At 71.4% G+C, this 16,498-nt stretch carries 21 protein-coding genes; 8 read left to right on the plus strand and 13 right to left on the minus strand.

Features of this window, described 5'->3' with window-relative positions; translation table 11 throughout:
- Positions 1-15: 15 nt before the first annotated feature.
- On the plus strand, positions 16-855 hold the full coding sequence (locus tag GT347_RS17270; protein WP_160553379.1) for an urease accessory protein UreD: 840 nt from the start codon (positions 16-18) through the stop codon (positions 853-855).
- A 12-nt stretch (positions 856-867) separates the two neighbouring features.
- On the opposite strand, the gene GT347_RS17275 is transcribed toward GT347_RS17270, so the two are convergent.
- Complete coding sequence (locus GT347_RS17275; RefSeq protein WP_160553380.1) at positions 868-1,146, minus strand: hypothetical protein; 279 nt, start codon at positions 1,144-1,146, stop codon at positions 868-870.
- A 227-nt stretch (positions 1,147-1,373) separates the two neighbouring features.
- On the opposite strand from GT347_RS17275, the gene GT347_RS17280 reads away from it, so the two are divergent.
- From GT347_RS17280 to ureC, 4 genes are read left to right on the plus strand one after another with little or no spacing between them, the layout of a single operon-like run.
- On the plus strand, positions 1,374-1,676 hold the full coding sequence (locus tag GT347_RS17280; RefSeq protein ID WP_160553381.1) for an urease subunit gamma: 303 nt from the start codon (positions 1,374-1,376) through the stop codon (positions 1,674-1,676).
- A 30-nt stretch (positions 1,677-1,706) separates the two neighbouring features.
- The gene (locus GT347_RS17285; RefSeq protein WP_160553382.1) at positions 1,707-2,318 is read left to right on the plus strand and encodes a HupE/UreJ family protein; all 612 of its coding nucleotides are present in this window, start codon (positions 1,707-1,709) and stop codon (positions 2,316-2,318) included.
- Between the two features lie 23 nt (positions 2,319-2,341).
- Positions 2,342-2,647 (plus strand): urease subunit beta, encoded by a 306-nt coding sequence (locus GT347_RS17290; protein WP_160553383.1) that lies wholly within the window; start codon positions 2,342-2,344, stop codon positions 2,645-2,647.
- Entirely contained in the window at positions 2,647-4,365 is a 1,719-nt protein-coding gene (gene ureC / locus GT347_RS17295) for an urease subunit alpha (RefSeq protein ID WP_160553384.1), read from the plus strand. Before GT347_RS17290 ends, ureC begins: the two co-directional genes overlap by 1 nt.
- 4 nt (positions 4,366-4,369) lie before the next feature.
- On the opposite strand, the gene GT347_RS17300 is transcribed toward ureC, so the two are convergent.
- A complete protein-coding gene (locus GT347_RS17300; protein ID WP_160553385.1) occupies positions 4,370-4,774 on the minus strand; it encodes a type II toxin-antitoxin system death-on-curing family toxin in 405 nt (134 codons plus the stop codon).
- On the minus strand, positions 4,771-4,995 hold the full coding sequence (locus GT347_RS17305) for an AbrB/MazE/SpoVT family DNA-binding domain-containing protein (RefSeq protein ID WP_160553386.1): 225 nt from the start codon (positions 4,993-4,995) through the stop codon (positions 4,771-4,773). The genes GT347_RS17300 and GT347_RS17305 overlap by 4 nt, the downstream gene beginning before the upstream one ends.
- Positions 4,996-5,067: 72 nt before the next feature.
- On the opposite strand from GT347_RS17305, the gene ureE reads away from it, so the two are divergent.
- The 3 genes from ureE to ureG are packed head-to-tail and all read left to right on the plus strand — an operon-like array spanning position 5,068 to position 7,015.
- On the plus strand, positions 5,068-5,685 hold the full coding sequence (gene ureE, locus GT347_RS17310; protein ID WP_160553387.1) for an urease accessory protein UreE: 618 nt from the start codon (positions 5,068-5,070) through the stop codon (positions 5,683-5,685).
- The gene (locus GT347_RS17315; RefSeq protein ID WP_160553388.1) at positions 5,682-6,356 is read left to right on the plus strand and encodes an urease accessory protein UreF; all 675 of its coding nucleotides are present in this window, start codon (positions 5,682-5,684) and stop codon (positions 6,354-6,356) included. The genes ureE and GT347_RS17315 overlap by 4 nt, the downstream gene beginning before the upstream one ends.
- A gap of 11 nt (positions 6,357-6,367) precedes the next feature.
- Positions 6,368-7,015, plus strand: a complete 648-nt coding sequence (gene ureG, locus GT347_RS17320; protein ID WP_160553389.1) for an urease accessory protein UreG — start codon at positions 6,368-6,370, stop codon at positions 7,013-7,015.
- Positions 7,016-7,026: 11 nt separating this feature from the next.
- On the opposite strand, the gene GT347_RS17325 is transcribed toward ureG, so the two are convergent.
- The 10 genes from GT347_RS17325 to GT347_RS17370 form a co-directional block, all read right to left on the minus strand.
- Positions 7,027-8,337: a hypothetical protein gene (locus GT347_RS17325; RefSeq protein ID WP_160553390.1), complete on the minus strand. Its 1,311-nt coding sequence runs from the start codon at positions 8,335-8,337 to the stop codon at positions 7,027-7,029.
- Between the two features lie 115 nt (positions 8,338-8,452).
- Positions 8,453-9,703 (minus strand): DegT/DnrJ/EryC1/StrS family aminotransferase, encoded by a 1,251-nt coding sequence (locus GT347_RS17330; protein ID WP_160553391.1) that lies wholly within the window; start codon positions 9,701-9,703, stop codon positions 8,453-8,455.
- Complete coding sequence (locus GT347_RS17335) at positions 9,693-10,106, minus strand: DMT family transporter (RefSeq protein ID WP_160553392.1); 414 nt, start codon at positions 10,104-10,106, stop codon at positions 9,693-9,695. Before GT347_RS17335 ends, GT347_RS17330 begins: the two co-directional genes overlap by 11 nt.
- A complete protein-coding gene (locus tag GT347_RS17340; RefSeq protein ID WP_160553393.1) occupies positions 10,103-10,462 on the minus strand; it encodes an EamA family transporter in 360 nt (119 codons plus the stop codon). The genes GT347_RS17335 and GT347_RS17340 overlap by 4 nt, the downstream gene beginning before the upstream one ends.
- Positions 10,459-11,394 carry an alpha/beta hydrolase gene (locus tag GT347_RS17345; RefSeq protein ID WP_160553394.1) on the minus strand — a complete coding sequence of 312 codons (936 nt, stop codon included), beginning with the start codon at positions 11,392-11,394 and terminating at the stop codon, positions 10,459-10,461. The genes GT347_RS17340 and GT347_RS17345 overlap by 4 nt, the downstream gene beginning before the upstream one ends.
- 7 nt (positions 11,395-11,401) lie before the next feature.
- Entirely contained in the window at positions 11,402-12,130 is a 729-nt protein-coding gene (locus GT347_RS17350) for an MtnX-like HAD-IB family phosphatase (RefSeq protein ID WP_160555412.1), read from the minus strand.
- Positions 12,131-12,164: 34 nt separating this feature from the next.
- A complete protein-coding gene (locus tag GT347_RS17355) occupies positions 12,165-13,127 on the minus strand; it encodes an efflux RND transporter periplasmic adaptor subunit (RefSeq protein WP_160553395.1) in 963 nt (320 codons plus the stop codon).
- The gene (locus GT347_RS17360) at positions 13,124-13,912 is read right to left on the minus strand and encodes an ABC transporter ATP-binding protein (protein ID WP_160553396.1); all 789 of its coding nucleotides are present in this window, start codon (positions 13,910-13,912) and stop codon (positions 13,124-13,126) included. The genes GT347_RS17355 and GT347_RS17360 overlap by 4 nt, the downstream gene beginning before the upstream one ends.
- A complete protein-coding gene (locus GT347_RS17365) occupies positions 13,909-15,042 on the minus strand; it encodes an ABC transporter permease (protein WP_160553397.1) in 1,134 nt (377 codons plus the stop codon). The genes GT347_RS17360 and GT347_RS17365 overlap by 4 nt, the downstream gene beginning before the upstream one ends.
- Positions 15,039-16,475 (minus strand): efflux transporter outer membrane subunit, encoded by a 1,437-nt coding sequence (locus tag GT347_RS17370; protein WP_160553398.1) that lies wholly within the window; start codon positions 16,473-16,475, stop codon positions 15,039-15,041. Before GT347_RS17370 ends, GT347_RS17365 begins: the two co-directional genes overlap by 4 nt.
- Between the last annotated feature and the right edge of the window lie 23 nt (positions 16,476-16,498).

The raw sequence follows: 16,498 nt of genomic DNA on the forward strand, positions 1-16,498 counted from the left end.
TTACACTGCCGCCCCATGCCCTGGCACGCTCACCTCGAACTGAATTACACCCGCGACCCGCACAACCCCGCGCGCACCGTCGCCCGGCATCTGCATGAGGGCCCGCTGCGCATCCTGCAGAGCCTCTATCCCGAGGGCGAAGGCATCTGCCACAACGTGCTGGTGCATCCGCCGGGCGGCCTGGTCGGCGGCGATGTGCTGGACATCGCCATCGAGGTCGGCGCCCGGGCCCACGGCCTGCTCACCACACCCGGCGCGGCCCGCTTCTACCGCTCGCAGGGCGAGGTCGCCCGCCAGCTCACCCGCATCGCCCTGGCGGAAAACGCCCGCCTCGAATGGCTGCCGCAGGAAGCCATCTGCTACGACGCCTGCGACGCCGAGAACCGGCTCAGCCTGCGGCTGGCCGAGGGCGCGCAGCTGATCGGCTGGGATGTCAGCGCCTTCGGCCTGCCGCATGCCGGCCTGCCTTTCCTGCGCGGGCGGCTGCGCCAGCACATCGAGATCCCGGGCGTCTGGCTGGAGCGCGGCACGATCGACGCGGCCGACAGCCGCCTGCTCGACGGCCCCCTGGGCCTGGCCGGCCACCGCTGCATGGCCACCGCCTTCCTGGCCTGCGGCACCGCCATGGCACGCACCGAACGCGAGCATGCGCTGGAGGCCGCACGGGCCGTGATCGAGGCCCACCCGCTCTGCCACACCGCCGGCGTCACCAGCCCGGATGCCCGGCTGATCGTGGTGCGGGTGCTGGCGCCGGTGGTGGAGCCGGCCATGGACTTGCTGCGCGCCGTGCGCGGCGCCTGGCGCCAGGCCTGCTGGGGCCTGGCGCCGACCGTGCCGCGCATCTGGAACATGTAGGGGCTGGTCGCCTCAGGGCAGCATGTCGTCCAGCGCCTGGCAGCGGGCCCGCTGCGGCGAGGGCGCGGCGAAGATCTCCGGCGGCGCGGCGGCCCGCTCGGCCTGCATCCACTCCTCCAGCCGGTTCCAGGCGAAGCGGCCGATGGCCTGCAGCCCGACGAGCGTGCAGATGAGCAGCGCCGGCGGCATGCCATCCGCCGCGCCCGAACTCGGCCCGAAGGGCGGGTGGCAGTGCCAGGGCTGCTGATCGGGCGCATACGAAGCGCATCCGGGAAAGGTGGGCAAGGACATGAGGACTCCTGAGGTGAAGGTGACGCCTGCAGCGTGCCGCCCGCGCGCCGCCCGGGCGTGTTCGAGGCGATGTTTCGGCCGCGCATGCGACAGCCCTGGCCCGCAAAGTGCATCGACCCCGTACGCCATTGGTCGTACATGCCTTTTTCCGCGCAGCTGCGAGGAAGCCGGCGCCTGAATTACCATCGTTTTTTCCGCCGAACACGCACCGAACCGAGGCCGCCTGCATGGAACTCACGCCCCGAGAAAAAGACAAGCTCCTCATCTTCACCGCCGCCCTGCTGGCCGAACGCCGCAAGGGGCGCGGGCTCAAGCTGAACTATCCGGAGGCGGTCGCGCTGATCAGCGCCGCCGTCATGGAAGGCGCCCGCGACGGCAAGACCGTGGCCCAGCTGATGAGCGCCGGCCGCGAGGTGCTGTCCCGCGCCGACGTGATGGACGGCGTGCCCGAGATGATTCCCGACATCCAGGTCGAGGCCACCTTCCCCGATGGCACAAAACTTGTGACGGTCCACCAGCCCATCCCCTGATATCCCGAATCTGCCCAGAGAGAGACGACCATGATCAGCATCCTCGGCGCCCTTGCAGCGCGTGTCCTGCCCTTCGCCGCCAGCGTCGCGCCGCTGTCGGCCCTGGCCCATCCCGGCACCGACGACGGCGGCCACCACGGCTTCCTGGCCGGCATGCTGCATCCGCTGGCCGGCGCGGACCACCTGGCCGCGATGGTCGCGGTGGGCCTCTGGAGCGCCCTGGCCGCGCGCCGCGCCTGGCCCGACCTGCTGGCCGCGCCGCTGGGCTTTGCTTCGATGCTGGCGCTGGGCGCCTTCGCCGGCCTGTACGGCCTCGGCCTGCCGGCCATCGAGCCGATGATCGCCGCCTCGCTGCTGGTGCTGGGCCTGCTGGTGATGACCCGGCTGCGCCTGTCCGCCGCGCCGGCCGGATTGCTGGTCGGCGCCTTCGCGCTGTTCCACGGCCTGGCCCACGGCCATGAATTCGCCGGCCAGCCGCATGCCGACCTGACGGTGGCCGGCATGCTGGTTTCCACGGTCGCCCTGCATGCCGCCGGCATCGCCTGCGGCTGGGCCCTGCGCGAACGCAGCCGCTGGCTGCCGCGCATCGCCGGTGCGGGCGTGGCCCTGTTCGGCGTCGCGCTGCTGGCCGGCGTGGCCTGAACCCCTTTGGACAAAGGCAAGCCATGACGCCCGGAGAACTTCTCGTCGATGACGGCGAACACCCGCTCAACACCGGACGGCGCACCGTCACGGTGCTGGTGAAGAACGCATCGGAGCGGCCCATCCAGGTCGGCTCGCACTACCACTTCGCCGAGACCAACGGCGCGCTCGACTTCGACCGGGCGGCCGCCCGCGGCATGCGGCTGAACATCGCCAGCGGCACGGCCGTGCGTTTCGAGCCCGGCCAGCAGCGCACGGTCGAGCTGGTCGATTACGCGGGCGACCGCATCGTCCACGGCTTCCGGGCCCTCGTTCAGGGAGCCCTGTAATGGCCACCATCGGCAAACGCGCCTACGCCGAGATCTTCGGCCCCACCGTCGGCGACCGGGTCCGCCTGGCCGACACCGAGCTGATCATCGAGGTCGAGCGCGACTACACCCTGCTGGCCGGCGCCTATGGCGAAGAGGTCAAGTTCGGCGGCGGCAAGACCATCCGCGACGGCATGGCCCAGAGCCAGCGCAGCAATGCGCAGGGCGCCATGGACCTGGTGCTGACCAACGCGCTGATCCTGGACCACTGGGGCATCGTCAAGGCCGACATCGGCATCAAAGGCGGCCGCATCGCCAAGATCGGCAAGGCCGGCAATCCGGATACCCAGCCGGGCGTGGACATCGTCATCGGCCCCGGCACCGAGATCCTGAGCTGCGAGGGCAGCATCGTCACCGCCGGCACCATCGACAGCCACATCCACTTCATCTCGCCGCAGCAGATCGAGGAGGCGCTGGCCTCCGGCACCACCACCATGCTGGGCGGCGGCACCGGGCCCGCCACCGGCACCCTGGCCACCACCAGCACGCCCGGCCCCTGGAACATCGAACGCATGATGCAGGCGGCCGATGCCTTCCCGATGAACCTGGGTTTCCTCGGCAAGGGCAACGCCAGCCGGCCCGACGCGCTGCGCGAGCAGGCCGACGCCGGTGTCATCGGCCTGAAGCTGCACGAGGACTGGGGCACCACGCCGTCGGCCATCGACACCTGCCTGTCGGTGGCAGACGAGCACGACATCCAGGTGGCGATCCACAGCGACACGCTCAACGAATCCGGCTTCGTGGAGAACACCATCGCCGCCACGCGCGGCCGCGGCCTCTGCGCCTTCCACACCGAGGGCGCCGGCGGGGGCCATGCACCCGACATCCTGCGGGTGGTCGGCGAGGCCAACTTCCTGCCCTCGTCCACCAACCCGACCATGCCCTACACCGTCAACACGCTCGACGAGCATGTGGACATGCTGATGGTCTGCCACCACCTCGACGCCGGCATCGCCGAGGACCTGGCCTTCGCCGAGAGCCGCATCCGCAAGGAAACCATCGCCGCGGAAGACGTGCTGCACGATCTGGGCGCGATCAGCATGTTCAGCTCCGACAGCCAGGCCATGGGCCGGGTCGGCGAGGTCACGCTGCGCTGCTGGCAGACGGCGCACAAGATGAAGGTGCAGCGCGGCACCCTGGCCGAGGACAGCGCCCGCCACGACAACTTCCGCGCCAAGCGCTACATCGCCAAGCTGACCATCAACCCGGCCATCGCCCACGGCATCGCCCACGAGGTGGGCAGCATCGAGGAGGGCAAGTGGGCCGACCTGGTGCTGTGGAAGCCGGCCTTCTTCGGCGTCAAGCCCAGCGTGGTGCTCAAGGGCGGCTTCATCGCCCTGGCCGCCATGGGCGATCCCAACGCCTCCATCCCCACGCCGCAGCCGGTGCACTACCGGCCGATGTTCGGCAGCTTCGGCGGCGCCATCGCCAAGGGTTCGTTCACCTTCGTCTCGCAGGCCGGGCTGGCCCAGGACATCGGGCGCAAATACGGCCTGAGCAAGCAGCTGTCGGCGGTGAAGAACGTGCGCGACATCCGCAAGCAGCACATGGTGCACAACAGCGCGCTGCCGGTGATGGAGATCGATGCGCAGACCTATGCGGTGCGCGCCGACGGCCAGCTGCTGACCTGCGAGCCGGCCAAGGTGCTGCCGATGGCGCAGCGGTATTTTCTGTTCTGAGATTTTAGTCGGCGTGCGTCTGCAGATGGCTACGGATCCAGCTCGCGAAATCCGCCTCGGACAAGTCGCCCGAGGCCAGCTTGAGCATGGTCAGCACGCAGTCGGCATCGTCAGCGCCGAGGTCGAAGCCGTTGAGCGCCAGAAACAGTTCCACCGCGACAAAGGCCGTGCGTTTGTTGCCGTCCACGAAGGGATGGTTGCGCGCAATGCCGAAACCGTAGCTGGCCGCCATGTCGGCCGCGTCCGGCTGGCCGTACTGGGCAAGATTGCGCGGGCGGGCGAGGGCGGATTGGAACAATCCGTCGTCCCGCACACCCGCGCCGCCGCCGTGTTCGGCGAGCTGCTCGTCATGCACGGCTCGAAGGACCGCTTCGTCCAGCCAGACCCAGGGCTGGTTGGCCGCGCTCATTTGGCCAATTCGCGCAGCACGTGCCTGCGGCTCTTCATGATGCGGCGCGCAGCGGCCATCTGCTTTTCAAATTCGGCGTCGTACGGGCTCAGGGCGATACCGTTTTCGGTATCGGTCATGAAGATGTTGTCGCCCTTTTCAAGCTTCATCCGCGCCAGCACATCCTTGGGCAGGATCACGCCGACCGAATTGCCGATCTGGGTCAGTTTGAGTGCGGACATGATGGCCTCCTGAAGGTCGAAGTTATAACGAACGTTATATTATCTCCGGATCTTTCCAGACCGCAATCGCCCATGCTCACCGTCAACAAACTCATGCCCCAGGGCAAGGGCCTCGCGCCCGTGCTGCTCAAACGCGCCGCCACCGTCGAACTCGACTGGGACGTGCGCCAGAAGAGCCGCTTCGATGCCGAGGACTCCACCGGCCGGCGCCTGGGCGTCTTCCTGCCGCGCGGCACGCTGGTGCGGGGCGGCGACGTGCTGGTGGCCGAAGACGGCTCGCTGGTGCGGGTGATCGCGGCGCCGCAATCGGTGCTGCGCATCACGCCCTGCGCCAACCACGGCAGTCCCTTCGACCTGGTGCGGGCGGCCTACCACCTGGGCAACCGGCATGTGCAGATCGAACTCACGCCCACGCACCTGAAGATCGAGCCGGACCATGTGCTGGCCGACATGCTGCGGGCCATGCATCTCATCGTGAACGAGGCGCGTGAAGGCTTCGAGCCCGAGGGCGGCGCGTATGCGGCGGGCGGGCATTCGCACGGCCATGACAAGGCGCACGGCCACGACCATGGTCACGACCACGGTCATGAAGCCCATGTCCACGGCCCCGACTGCGGCCATGACCATCACGATCACCACGACCATGCCGCCGCGCCAGCGGTCGTGCACTTCCACACCAGGCGCCCTTGACCGCCTTCACCCCCGGCCTGCTGCAGCTGATCTGGCTGGCCTCGCCGGCCCTGCCGGTGGGCGGCTTCTCCTATTCCGAGGGGCTGGAAGCGGCGGTCGAATGGGCCGGCGTGAACGACGAGGCCAAGGCCGCAGACTGGATCTCCGGCCAGCTGCAGCTGAGCCTGGCCCGCTGCGACCTGCCGGTGCTGCTGCAGGCCGTGACGGCCGCGCGCGCGGACGACGGCCCCCGCCTGCGCCAGCTCGATGCCTGGGTGCGCCAGACCCGCGAGACCAGCGAGCTGCGCCTGCAGACCGAGCAGATGGGCCGCTCGCTGGCCGACTGGCTGCGCGGCCTGCACCCCGAGGACGCGGCCCTGCTCGCCGGCTGGCAGCCCAGCTATCCGGTGGCCTTCGCCGTCGCGGCCGCCCGCACGCAGGCCAGTGCCCAGGACATCGCCGCCGCCTTCTGTTTCGGCTGGGCCGAGACCATGGTGCAGACGGCGATCAAGGCCGTGCCCCTGGGCCAGAGCGCCGGCCAGCGCATGCTGGGCCGGCTGGCCGGGGAGATCCCCGCCGCGCTGGCCCATGCCGCCACGCTCGACGACGACAGCCGCCAGGCGCTCAGCCCCATGCTGGCCATCCTGTCGGCGCGCCACGAAAACCAGTATTCCCGTCTCTTTCGCAGCTGAAGCACCGCACCATGACAAGCGCACTCCACACCATCGCCCACCGCACCAAGAAACTGCCGCCGCTGCGGGTCGGCATCGGCGGGCCGGTCGGCTCCGGCAAGACCACGCTGCTGGAAATGCTCTGCAAGTCCATGCGCGACAAATGGGACCTGGTGGCCATCACCAACGACATCTACACCAAGGAAGACCAGCGCCTGCTCACCATCAGCGGCGCGCTGCCGATGGAGCGCATCGAGGGCGTGGAGACCGGCGGCTGCCCGCACACCGCGATCCGCGAGGACTGCTCGATCAACCTCGAGGCCATCGACCGCATGCTGGAGAAGTTCCCCGATGCCGACGTGGTGTTCGTGGAGTCCGGCGGCGACAACCTGGCCGCCACCTTCAGCCCCGAGCTGAGCGACCTGACGATCTACGTGATCGACGTGGCGGCCGGCGAGAAGATCCCGAGGAAGGGCGGCCCCGGCATCACCAAGAGCGACCTGTTCATCATCAACAAGACCGACCTGGCGCCGCACGTGGGCGCCGACCTGTCGGTGATGGAGAGCGACACCCGCCGCATGCGGCCCGACCGGCCCTTCGTGATGACCAACCTGCGCACGAAGGATGGCCTGGCCGAGGTGGTGGACTTCATCGAGCGCCGGGGCATGCTGGTCGGCTGAGCCCCGTCACTTCACTGCGCCGGTGTGCGCAGGAAGTTCCAGGGCATGTGGGCCAGCATGTCCTGCTGCATCTGGATCTGGCGGTAGAGGTGGCGCGCCAGGGCCGGCGGCTTGTGCGAGAGCAGGCCCTCGGGCGTCTGCTGGACCATGGCGAAGCCGCGGCGCAGCAGCAGCCATTGCAGCAGCGCGGTGGCGGTCAGGCCGCCGTCGCCGAAGAAGTCCTCGCGGTGCAGCTCGCAGCACAGGGTGGCGATGATCCCGCAGCGCTGCAGCTCCTGGTCGGCGGCGCAGTCGGCCATGCGGCGCTCGTACTGGGCCAGGAGTTCGCCCATCTGCTCCATCCGCACCGAGGACAGCACGGGCGCATCCGGCAGGTGGATGTGGCAGGCCAGCATCTGGCGCATCTGGTTCAGCCATTCGGTGCTGACTTCCGGCTGGCGGCTGTCATGCCAGCCGCGCAGGATCAGTGTCATCACCTGGCAGGCCGCGGCGATGGAGCCCGGATGCATCACCTCGTAGGGCCGGAACTGGGTCGAGGGCTCGAAGCTCGCGCCCGCGCCGCGCTCGGCCAGGTAGCAGTGGCGCAGCGGCGCGTAATAGAAGTAGGTGCAGGCGCTGCCGGCCAGGGCGTGCAGGGCGCTGTCGGCATTGGCCAGCTGCACCAGGGTGAGGTCGGTGGGGCAGGCCAGCTCCACGCTGCGGTGGCGCAGGCGCAGGTCGCGCAGGGTCTCCAGCAGGATGCGCTGGCAGTCATGGCCGCGCACCAGGCCGTCGAGGTAGAGCCGGGCGATGCGGTCGAAGGCGGCCTCGCAGGCGGTGTCCGAGCGCGCCGGCGCGGGCAGGCTGCGGTTGGCTTCCAGCATCTCCAGCAGCTGGCGGTAGGCATCGACCAGCACGATCTTGCGCACCCGGCACAGGTCCAGGCCGCCGATGAACAGGCCTTCCAGCAGATGTTCGTACCAGTCGTGCTGCGCGGCGTTCAGCGGCTCGATGCCGATGGACGCGATGGCCTGCGCATCGAGCTTCTGCTCGTGCAGGTGCCTGCCGCCGCAGCGCAGCAGGTCGTGCAGGGTCTGCTCGATCGGCCAGCTGCTGTCGTAGTGGCGGTCGGCCAGGTCGGTCTCGGTGGCGGAGCGCCCGCGCAGGGCGTGGGCCTGGACGATGGAGCAGAGGTGGTTCAGCGGGGGCGGCTCCTGCGGGGCCCGCTCCGGCTCGGGTTCGGGCTCGGCGGGCGGCGGGGCATGGACCACCAGCGGGCTGTCGCGGCCGGTGGGTACGCAGCACAGCATGTCCTTGAAGTGGGGATGCAGGAGGTCGTGCATGGGACGGGCGCGGACGCGCGGGGTGGAGGTGCCATGCTGCGGCCGGCGCCGCGCGAGCGCAGCGCCGCCCACGAATGCCTGGGCCCACGGCCGAATGCCGGCGGGCCGGCCGGACTCAGCCGGCCCGCGGGCCTGCGGCTGCCTGCGCGAGGATGCGGCAGACCGATTCGAAGCGCGCCTCGTCCAGCCAGGGGCTGTTGCTCAGCGCCAGCAGCCGCGCGGCCAGGTCGCGGGTGTGGGGCAGCGCACCGGGGTCGGCGGGCGGCACCACGCCGGCATAACGTTCGTAGTCCGGCAGGGCCGAGACGAAGGGCAGCGAGATGCCGCAGCCTGCGCCCCAAAGCGCCTGCAGCGCCCGTTCGCGCGCGGCGGCATCGGGCATCAGCAGCAGCAGCACCGGCCAGGTGCCCGCGGCACCGGTGACGGCCGGGCTGTCGCGCAACACCTTCACGCCGGGCGCCAAGGTGGCCAGCCGAGCCGCACGGCGGCGTCCGCGTTCGGCGCCTTCGGCCAGGAAGGCCGGCAGCCGCGGCAGCGCCCGCACGCCGACGGCGCGGCGCCAGCGGCCCACCGTGTGCATGGGGATGTCGGCATCGAAATCGTCGCCGGCCGCGGCCACCCGGTCGCCCCGCGCCAGCGCCTTGCGCAGGCCGGCGCCATAGGCCATGCGCATGCGTTCGGGGCGGTACAGCGCGGCATAGGCCAGCAGCTCGGCGCTGCGCCGCAGTTCCCAGCCGACGCGGCGCGGCGCCAGCTCGGCCGAGACCTCGCGCAGCAGGGCACGCAGGGCCGGATCGCGGGCGATCAGCACGCCGCCCTCGAAGAGCGTCAGGCCCTTGCCCACGGCCAGGCTGAAGAAGGCGATGTCGCTGTCCGTGCCCACGCTGCGGCGTCCCACCTTGGCGCCCAGGGCCTGGGCCGCGTCCTCGATGACGAAGGCGCCCACCGCACGCGCGGCGATGCGGGCGGCGGCGGCATCGACCACCCGGCCACCCAGGTGGGTGGGCACGATGGCGAGTGTGTCCGGCCCGCACAGCGCCGCCAGCGCAACCGGGTCCAGGTCGAGCGAGCCGGGCGCCAGGTCGCAGAGCGCCAGGCGCAGGCCGCAGCGGGCCACGGCCAGGGCGACCAGCGGGCAGGTGTAGCCCGGCACGATCACGGTCTGGCGGCCGGGCGCCATGCGCTGCAGCGCGGTCAGCGCGATCACCAGCGCCGAGGTGCCGGAGCATTCCAGCTGCACCTGCGGCACGCCGAGGTGGCGCGCCAGGGCGGATTCCAGGCCGGCATCGCCGCCCCAGCGCAGGTCCGACCGCAGCAGCGGCAGGCCGGCGGTGGGGGGAACGTCGAAAGGCGGCTTAACGCTCATGGGCCAGCGCGGCCGCGCCGGTGGCCTCGTCCTCGTCCGTCTCGGAGACCGCCAGGCAGCCGATGCCGGCCACGATCAGCAGCCCGCCGGCGATCTGCGGCCAGCCGATGGTCTCGCCGAACAGCCACACCGACAGCGCCAGCACCGACACGATCTCCAGGTGCGAGGCCGCGAAGGCCGGCCCGATGGGCGCATGCTTGAGCAAAGTCATCCAGGTGAAGAAGGCCCCCACGTAGCCGACGAAGGCGCCGTAGATCCAGGGCTGGCTGAACACCCGCGCCAGCCAGGCGGTGTTCATTTCCAGCGGCAGGGCATGCATGCCGGCCGTCTTGAAGCTGAGCTGGGCCAGGGTGTCGAAGGCCATCAGCACCAGGAAGCCGATGACGTAGAAGCTTTTCTTCATCCCGGCAGCCCCACCACCGCCACGCCGACCGACACCAGCAGGATGCCGGCCACCCGCATCCTCGAGAGCTTCTCGCGGAACAGGATGCGGCCGGCGATCATGATGGCCACGATGTTGATCGAGCCCAGCAGCACGCCCTCGGACAATGGCACCAGCGACAGGAAGGCCAGCCACACCAGGAACTCGATCACATAGCAGGCCACGCCGATCCACAGCCAGGGCCGCGCCGCCATGAAGCGCCAGCGCGCCAGGCCGTCGCCGGCCAGCGGGTCGCCGGCGGCCGCCTTGAAAGCCAGCTGGCCGCCGCTGTCCACCAGCACGTTCAACACCCAGAGCACGGCCACCAGGGGCGTCACGCCGCGTCCTTCTGCGGGCGGGCGGCCTCGGCCAGGCCCTGCACGAAGGCCACGGTGGCGCGGATCACGGTGCGCCGTTCGCGGTCCACGGTGACCATGTGGTAGCTGTCGTCCAGCAGCACCAGTTCGACCGGTGCGTGCTTCACGCCGTCCACGATCTGGCGGGCATTGGCCACGTCGGCGATGTCGTCCTCGCGGGCATGCACCACCAGCACCGGCGCACGCACGGTGGACAGGCGCGACAGCACCCGCCGCGCCAGCCCGCGCATCTCCACCACCGACCACCAGGGGTTGCCCGGCAGCCCGGCGGCGGCGCTGTCGCCGGCATGCATCTGGGCGACGATCTGGCGGCGCAGGGCTTCGTCCTTGATGCCGTAGGGCGGCTGTTCCATGAAGACCCGGTGCCGGCCTATGCCCAGCGCCCGGAAGATCGGCAGCAGCACGTCGCCCATGCGGGTGTAGAAGGGCATGCTCCAGCCGTCGTAGCGGAAGGTCGCCGACAACGCCGCCACGCCGCAGACCAGTTCCGGCCGTTCCTCGGCCAGGGCCAGGGAGAGCACCGCGCCCATCGACAGGCCGGCCACCACCAGGCGGTCGACCTGCGCGGACAGGCGCTCGGCGCCGGCTTCGACGCTGGCATACCAGTCCTGCCAGCGGGTGGCCAGCAGGTCGTCCATGTCGCCGCAATGACCGGCCAGCTGCACCGCATAGACGGTGAAGCCGGCCTTGTTGAGACCGCGCGCCAGCAGGCGCATCTCGTTGGGGGTGCCGGTCAGGCCGTGGATCAGCAGCACGCCGGTGCGGCCGTTCGCGCCCTGGCCGGGCATGAAGAATTCGTGCGGTGTCACGCACACGGCCTCCAAAGCGCTGGCGGCGAAGCCTGCGTCGTCGTTGGCCGCGGTGTCCCGCGCGATGTTGAGGGCGGCGCTCATTCGCCGCTCATGCCGCCATGCTGGCGGCCGTCCGCATGCTGACGGTGGCCGGCAGCAGGGCAAGCGCTTCGCCGAAGTCGGCGTACTCCGCGTGCGGAATGCCCCGGCTGCGGCAGTAGTCGATCAGCTTGTACTTGGCGAAGACGAAGTCGGCCTTGCCCGAGACGCAGAAGTCCGAGGTGCTGTCGCCCACGAAGAGCACGCGGCCGCCGGTGTCCTGCGCGGTGGCGGCGCGTTCGCACTTGCAGTTGCCGCTAGCGCGCACGCAGGCGGCATTGGCATGGGGCGACTGCAGCTGCCAGCTGCGCGCGCCGGTCTGCACCAGGCGGTTGGCGTACACCGGCAAATCGCCCAGGCCGTGCAGGGTGAGCACGGTGGAGATGCAGTGGTCGATGCCGTCGCTCACCACCTGCACCGGCAGGCCCATGGCGCGGGCGGCGCGGGCAAACGCCGCGAAGTGCGGATCGACCTGGATGGTGGCCAGGTGGGCCTGCAGCTCGGCCAGCGACATGTCGAGCAGGGCGACCTGGCCCTTCATGCATTCGCGCGAGCCGATCTCGCCGCGCTCCCAGGCGTCTTCCAGTTCCTGCCAGCCGGGCTTGCCGAAGCGGTTGAGCAGGGAGTCGGTCACGTCCTCCACGCTGATGGTGCCGTCGAAGTCGCACTGGATGGTCCAGGGCGCGTTGGCGGGCGCGGCCTGGCGGGCGGCGGGCGCGATGGGGATGGAACGGCGCATCACGGAAGCGGCGGACGAAGCGGAAGCAAGCAAGTCATTCATGGAAATTCACCCTGACGTTCTGGCCGACGCGCCATGCGCCGGCTTCCTGCGCGCCCGCGGCGGGCGCCTGATCGAAAACGAGAAAACAGTCGACCACCCGCTGGCCGGCGCGCGGCGCGCTGCCGTCGTCGTCGAGCCGGGTGGCGCCCATCACCGAGGCCACGCGGACCACCTTGGCACGGCGCGGCGCGGCGCTGGCGCCGGCCGTGCTGTCGATGCTCACGTCGGCCGACATGCCGGTGCGCACCGCCGCGGCGAAGCTTTCGTTGAGTTCGGCGCGCACCTGCAGCGGCCGGTTCGGCAGCAGCACCAGCAGCGTGCGGCCGGACTGGGTCTCCAGATGGGCGCCGGTGTGCACGGCCACACGCACCACGCTGCCATCGACCGGCGAGCCCAGCGACAGGCGGGCGACCAGGGCCTGCGACTGCGCCAGCTTGCGGGCGGCGACCTGGGTTTCGGCGGTGGCCACGGCGACGGCGGCCTCGAGTTCGCGGGCGGCCTGCTGGGCATCGTCGGCGCGCTGGCGGTCCAGGCCGCCGGCGGCAGCGGCTTCGGCCAGGCGGGCGGCGTACTGGCGCGCGGCCGGCAGCTTCACCGCCTGGGCCTGCTGGCGGGCCTGGGCGGCCTTGAGTTCGGCCTCGGCCACGGCGCTGTCCTGGCGGGCGGCATCGGCGGCCAGGCGCAACAGCACCTGGCCCTTCTTCACCGTGTCGCCCTCGGCGACGTTGACGGCTTCCACCAGGCCATCGGCCGGCGCGGAGAGTTCGACCAGGCCGCCCTGCACCTCGACCTTGCCGCGGGCGATGGCCACGCTGCGCGCGCCGGCCGCCGGGGCTTGCGCCTGGGCCTGGGCGGAGGCGATCGCCGCATTGCGTTCGTTGCAGCCGGCCAGCAGCAACGGCAGGGTCAACAGGAGAGTCAGGGCGCCGCGGACGGGCGTCTGGGAAATGTTCACGAGAGCCTGGCTCCTTGCGAGTTGGGCGCGGTTTGCGCGGCACGCCCCAGGCCATCGGCCGGCTGCCAGTCGTTGCAGATCACGCCGTCTTCCATGCTCAGCACACGGTCGGCGTGGCGCACCGCGCGCGGGTCGTGGCTGACGCACAGCACGGTGGTGCCGTGCGAGCGCGCGATGCGGTGCAGGATGTCGATCACGCGCTGGCCGTTCTCGGCATCCAGCGCGCTGGTGGGTTCGTCGGCGAACAGCAGCTGCGGCTCTTTCGCCAGGGCGCGGGCGATGGCCACGCGCTGCTTCTCGCCGCCGGAGAGCTGGGCCGGGCGCAGCTCGGCGCGGTGCGCCATGCCGACCTCTTCCAGCACCTGCATGGCGCGGGCGGCGGAGCGTTTGTTGTCCATGCCCAGGTAACCCAGCGGCAGCTGCACCTGCTCGCGCGCGGTCAGCGCCGGGAACAGGTTGAAGCCCTGGAAGACGAAGCCGGTGTGGTGCAGGCGAAAGCGCTCCAGCGCCCGCTTGTTCATGCCGGCCAGGTCTTCGCCCAACGCCCGCACCTGGCCGTTGTCCGGCGCCTGCAGGCCCGACAGGAGCGACAGCAGCGTGCTCTTGCCGCAGCCCGAGGGGCCGGAGATCAGCGTCAGCTCGCCCGGGTAGACCGCGGCGCTCAGGCCGTGCAGCACCTGGGCGCGCACCACGCCGGTCACGAAGGATTTGTTCACCCGCAGCGCTTCCAGCGTGGGGGCGATGTTGCGGCGCTGCGGCGCCGGCGGACGGTGGCTGGGGTTCATCGCAGCAGCTCCGCCGGATCGGCGCGCAGCAGGCCGCGCATGGCCAGCAGCCCCGACACCAGGGCCAGCACCGCCACGATGGCGCCGCACAGCAGCGACACCTTCAGGCTCATGGCCACCGGCACGTCCTGGGTGCCGGCCAGGGCCAGCAGGGCGGCGCTCATCAGCGCGGCCATCAACAGGCCCAGTCCGCCGACCCAGCAGGCCTGCTCGACCACCACCCGGCCCAGCGCCGCCATGCTGGCGCCCAGCGCATGCAGCACCGCGTATTCGCGCGAGGAGCCCGCCACCACGCCCATCAGCGACTGGCTGGTGACCACCGCGCCCACCACACACACGATGACCGCCATGAACAGCACCGCCACGCCGGCGCCGGTGCCGAACAGCCAGTAATGCTGCGAGCGGCGGGCGAACTGCTCGGCGGTCCAGGCCTCGAAGGGGCCGAAGGCGGCATCGGGGCGCAGGCGCTGGCGCACCGCGTCGGCATCGGCACCGGGGCGCACCCGGGCGACGTAGTAGGTGGCGCCGGCCGGCGCGTCGTGGCCGGCGATGCGGCGGGCGGTGTCGATCGAGGCCAGCACGTTCACGCCGCCCAGCGCCCGCAGGCCGGGCAGCGCGGCAATCACCGTCACCGGCTGGTTGCCGATGTTGCCGCTGCCGCCGATGGCCACGCCGAGCTGGTCCAGGTCGGCCCGGTCCACGATCACCGCGCCGGGCTCGTCCAGGCGCTGGCGCAGGCCGCGCGGCAGGAGTTCCGAGAACAGCATGCCCTCGGCCTGGGTGCGGATGCCCGACACATAGACCGAGACGCCGCCACCGTGGCTGCCGGCCGCATGCCAGTCGCCTTCGACCCAGAGATAGGGCTCGACATCGGCCACGTCCGCATCGCTGCGCAGGCGCATCTCCACGTCGGGCGAGACGGCCCGGCCGAAACTCACGCTCTGCGTGCCCGGATAGCCGGCCCAGATGTCGGCCGAGGATGCGCTGACGTACAGAGCCGCGCTTTCGAAAATGCCCAGCACCAGCGCCGCCTGCACCGTCAGCAGCACGCCGGAGAAACCCAGCGCGAAGACGGCCGGCAGGAAGCGGCGCCATTCGTGCAGCAGTGTCTTGCGGGCCAGGGCGATCATCGCGGGCCGTCCTGCGAAACCTGCTCGGCCGCCGGCAACGGCGCGCCGCCGAGGGCCTTGTACAGGTCGACGAAGGCCAGGGCCTGGGCCGCCTGGGCGCCGCTGCGCTCGGCCTCGGCCTGCAGCGCGGCGCGGTCGAAAGCGAGCTGCTCGTATTCGCTGGCCAGGCCGCTGGCCAGCAGGCTGCGCTGCGAACGTGCCCGGCGCTTCTGCGCGGCCGAGGCGTCGGTCAGCCGGGCCAGGCGCTCGCGCTGCTGTTCCAGGGCGGACAGGGCGACCTCGGCTTCCGAGACGCCTTGCAGCACCGTCTGGCGGTAGCTCAGCAGGCTGGCCTGCAGGGCTTCGTCCTTGGCATCGGCGCGGGCGCGGCGCTGGCCCCAGTCGAACAGCGGCAGGTCGATGAAGGGGCCGACGGCCGGCACCTGGTTGCTGGAGGTGCGCCGGTTCTGGGTGATGTTGAAGGCGTACAGGAAGGAGGCGCCGAAGGAGACGCGCGGATACAGCTCGGCCTGCGCCACGCCCGCTTCGCCGGCCGCCTGCAGCACGGCGGCTTCGGCCTGGCGCACATCGGGGCGGGTGCGCAGCAGGTCGGCCGGCAACTGGTCGATGGCGACCGGGCCCAGGGTGGGCAGGGCGGCGGCTTCGCTCCAGGCGGCGTCGGGCGCGGCGCGGCCGAGCAGCACGGACAGGGCCTGGGAGGCCTGCACCGCGGCCTGGCGGGCGGTGGGCAGCATCGCGGCGGTGCGCGAGCGGCGGGCGGCGGCTTCCTCGTCCTCGCCGTTCTCGGCGACGCGGCTGCGCAGGCGCGCGGCCGACAGGTCGATGGCGCGGCCGTCCAGGCGCAGCAGATGGTCGAGCAGCTCGGCCTGGCGCTGGGCGGCGCGCAGCGTCAGGTACTGGTGCACGACTTCGGAAACCACCGAGACACGCGCGGCCTGCAGCGCGGCCTCGCTGCTGTCGAGTTCGGCCCGGGCCAGGCGCTGGGCGCTTTCGCGCATGCCGAACAGGCCCAGCTCCCAGCTCACGTCCAGGCTGGCGTGCAGGAAGGAGTCGGTGGCCGAGACGTCCTGCAGGGTGCGCACATTGCCGGAGACGCTGGGCAGATAGGGCGCGTTGCTGCGCTCGGCCAGCCGCCGCGCCTGGCGCAGGCGGCTGCGGGCCACGGCCACATCGAGGTTCTGCGCCAGGGCCTCATCGACCAGGGCATCGAGGCGCGCATCGCCCAGGTTCTTCCACCAGGACTGCAGCGCCGGCGCCGCGGCGCCCGGCGGCGTGGCGGGCGCATGCGCCCAGCCGGCCGGCAGGCCGGCGGTGGGCAGCCGCGGCACCGCCGGGCTGGCGCAGCCCGCCAGCAGGCCAGCCGCCAGGGCGAGCACGGCCAGGCCGCCGCGACGGGCGGGCAGGGCAGGGCAAAAACGCGACGCTGGAAGCATTCGGTGCGACGGAAGGGGCGTGG

The organism is Xylophilus rhododendri (assembly GCF_009906855.1).
In the GTDB taxonomy this organism is placed as follows: Bacteria; Pseudomonadota; Gammaproteobacteria; order Burkholderiales; family Burkholderiaceae_C; genus Xylophilus; species Xylophilus rhododendri.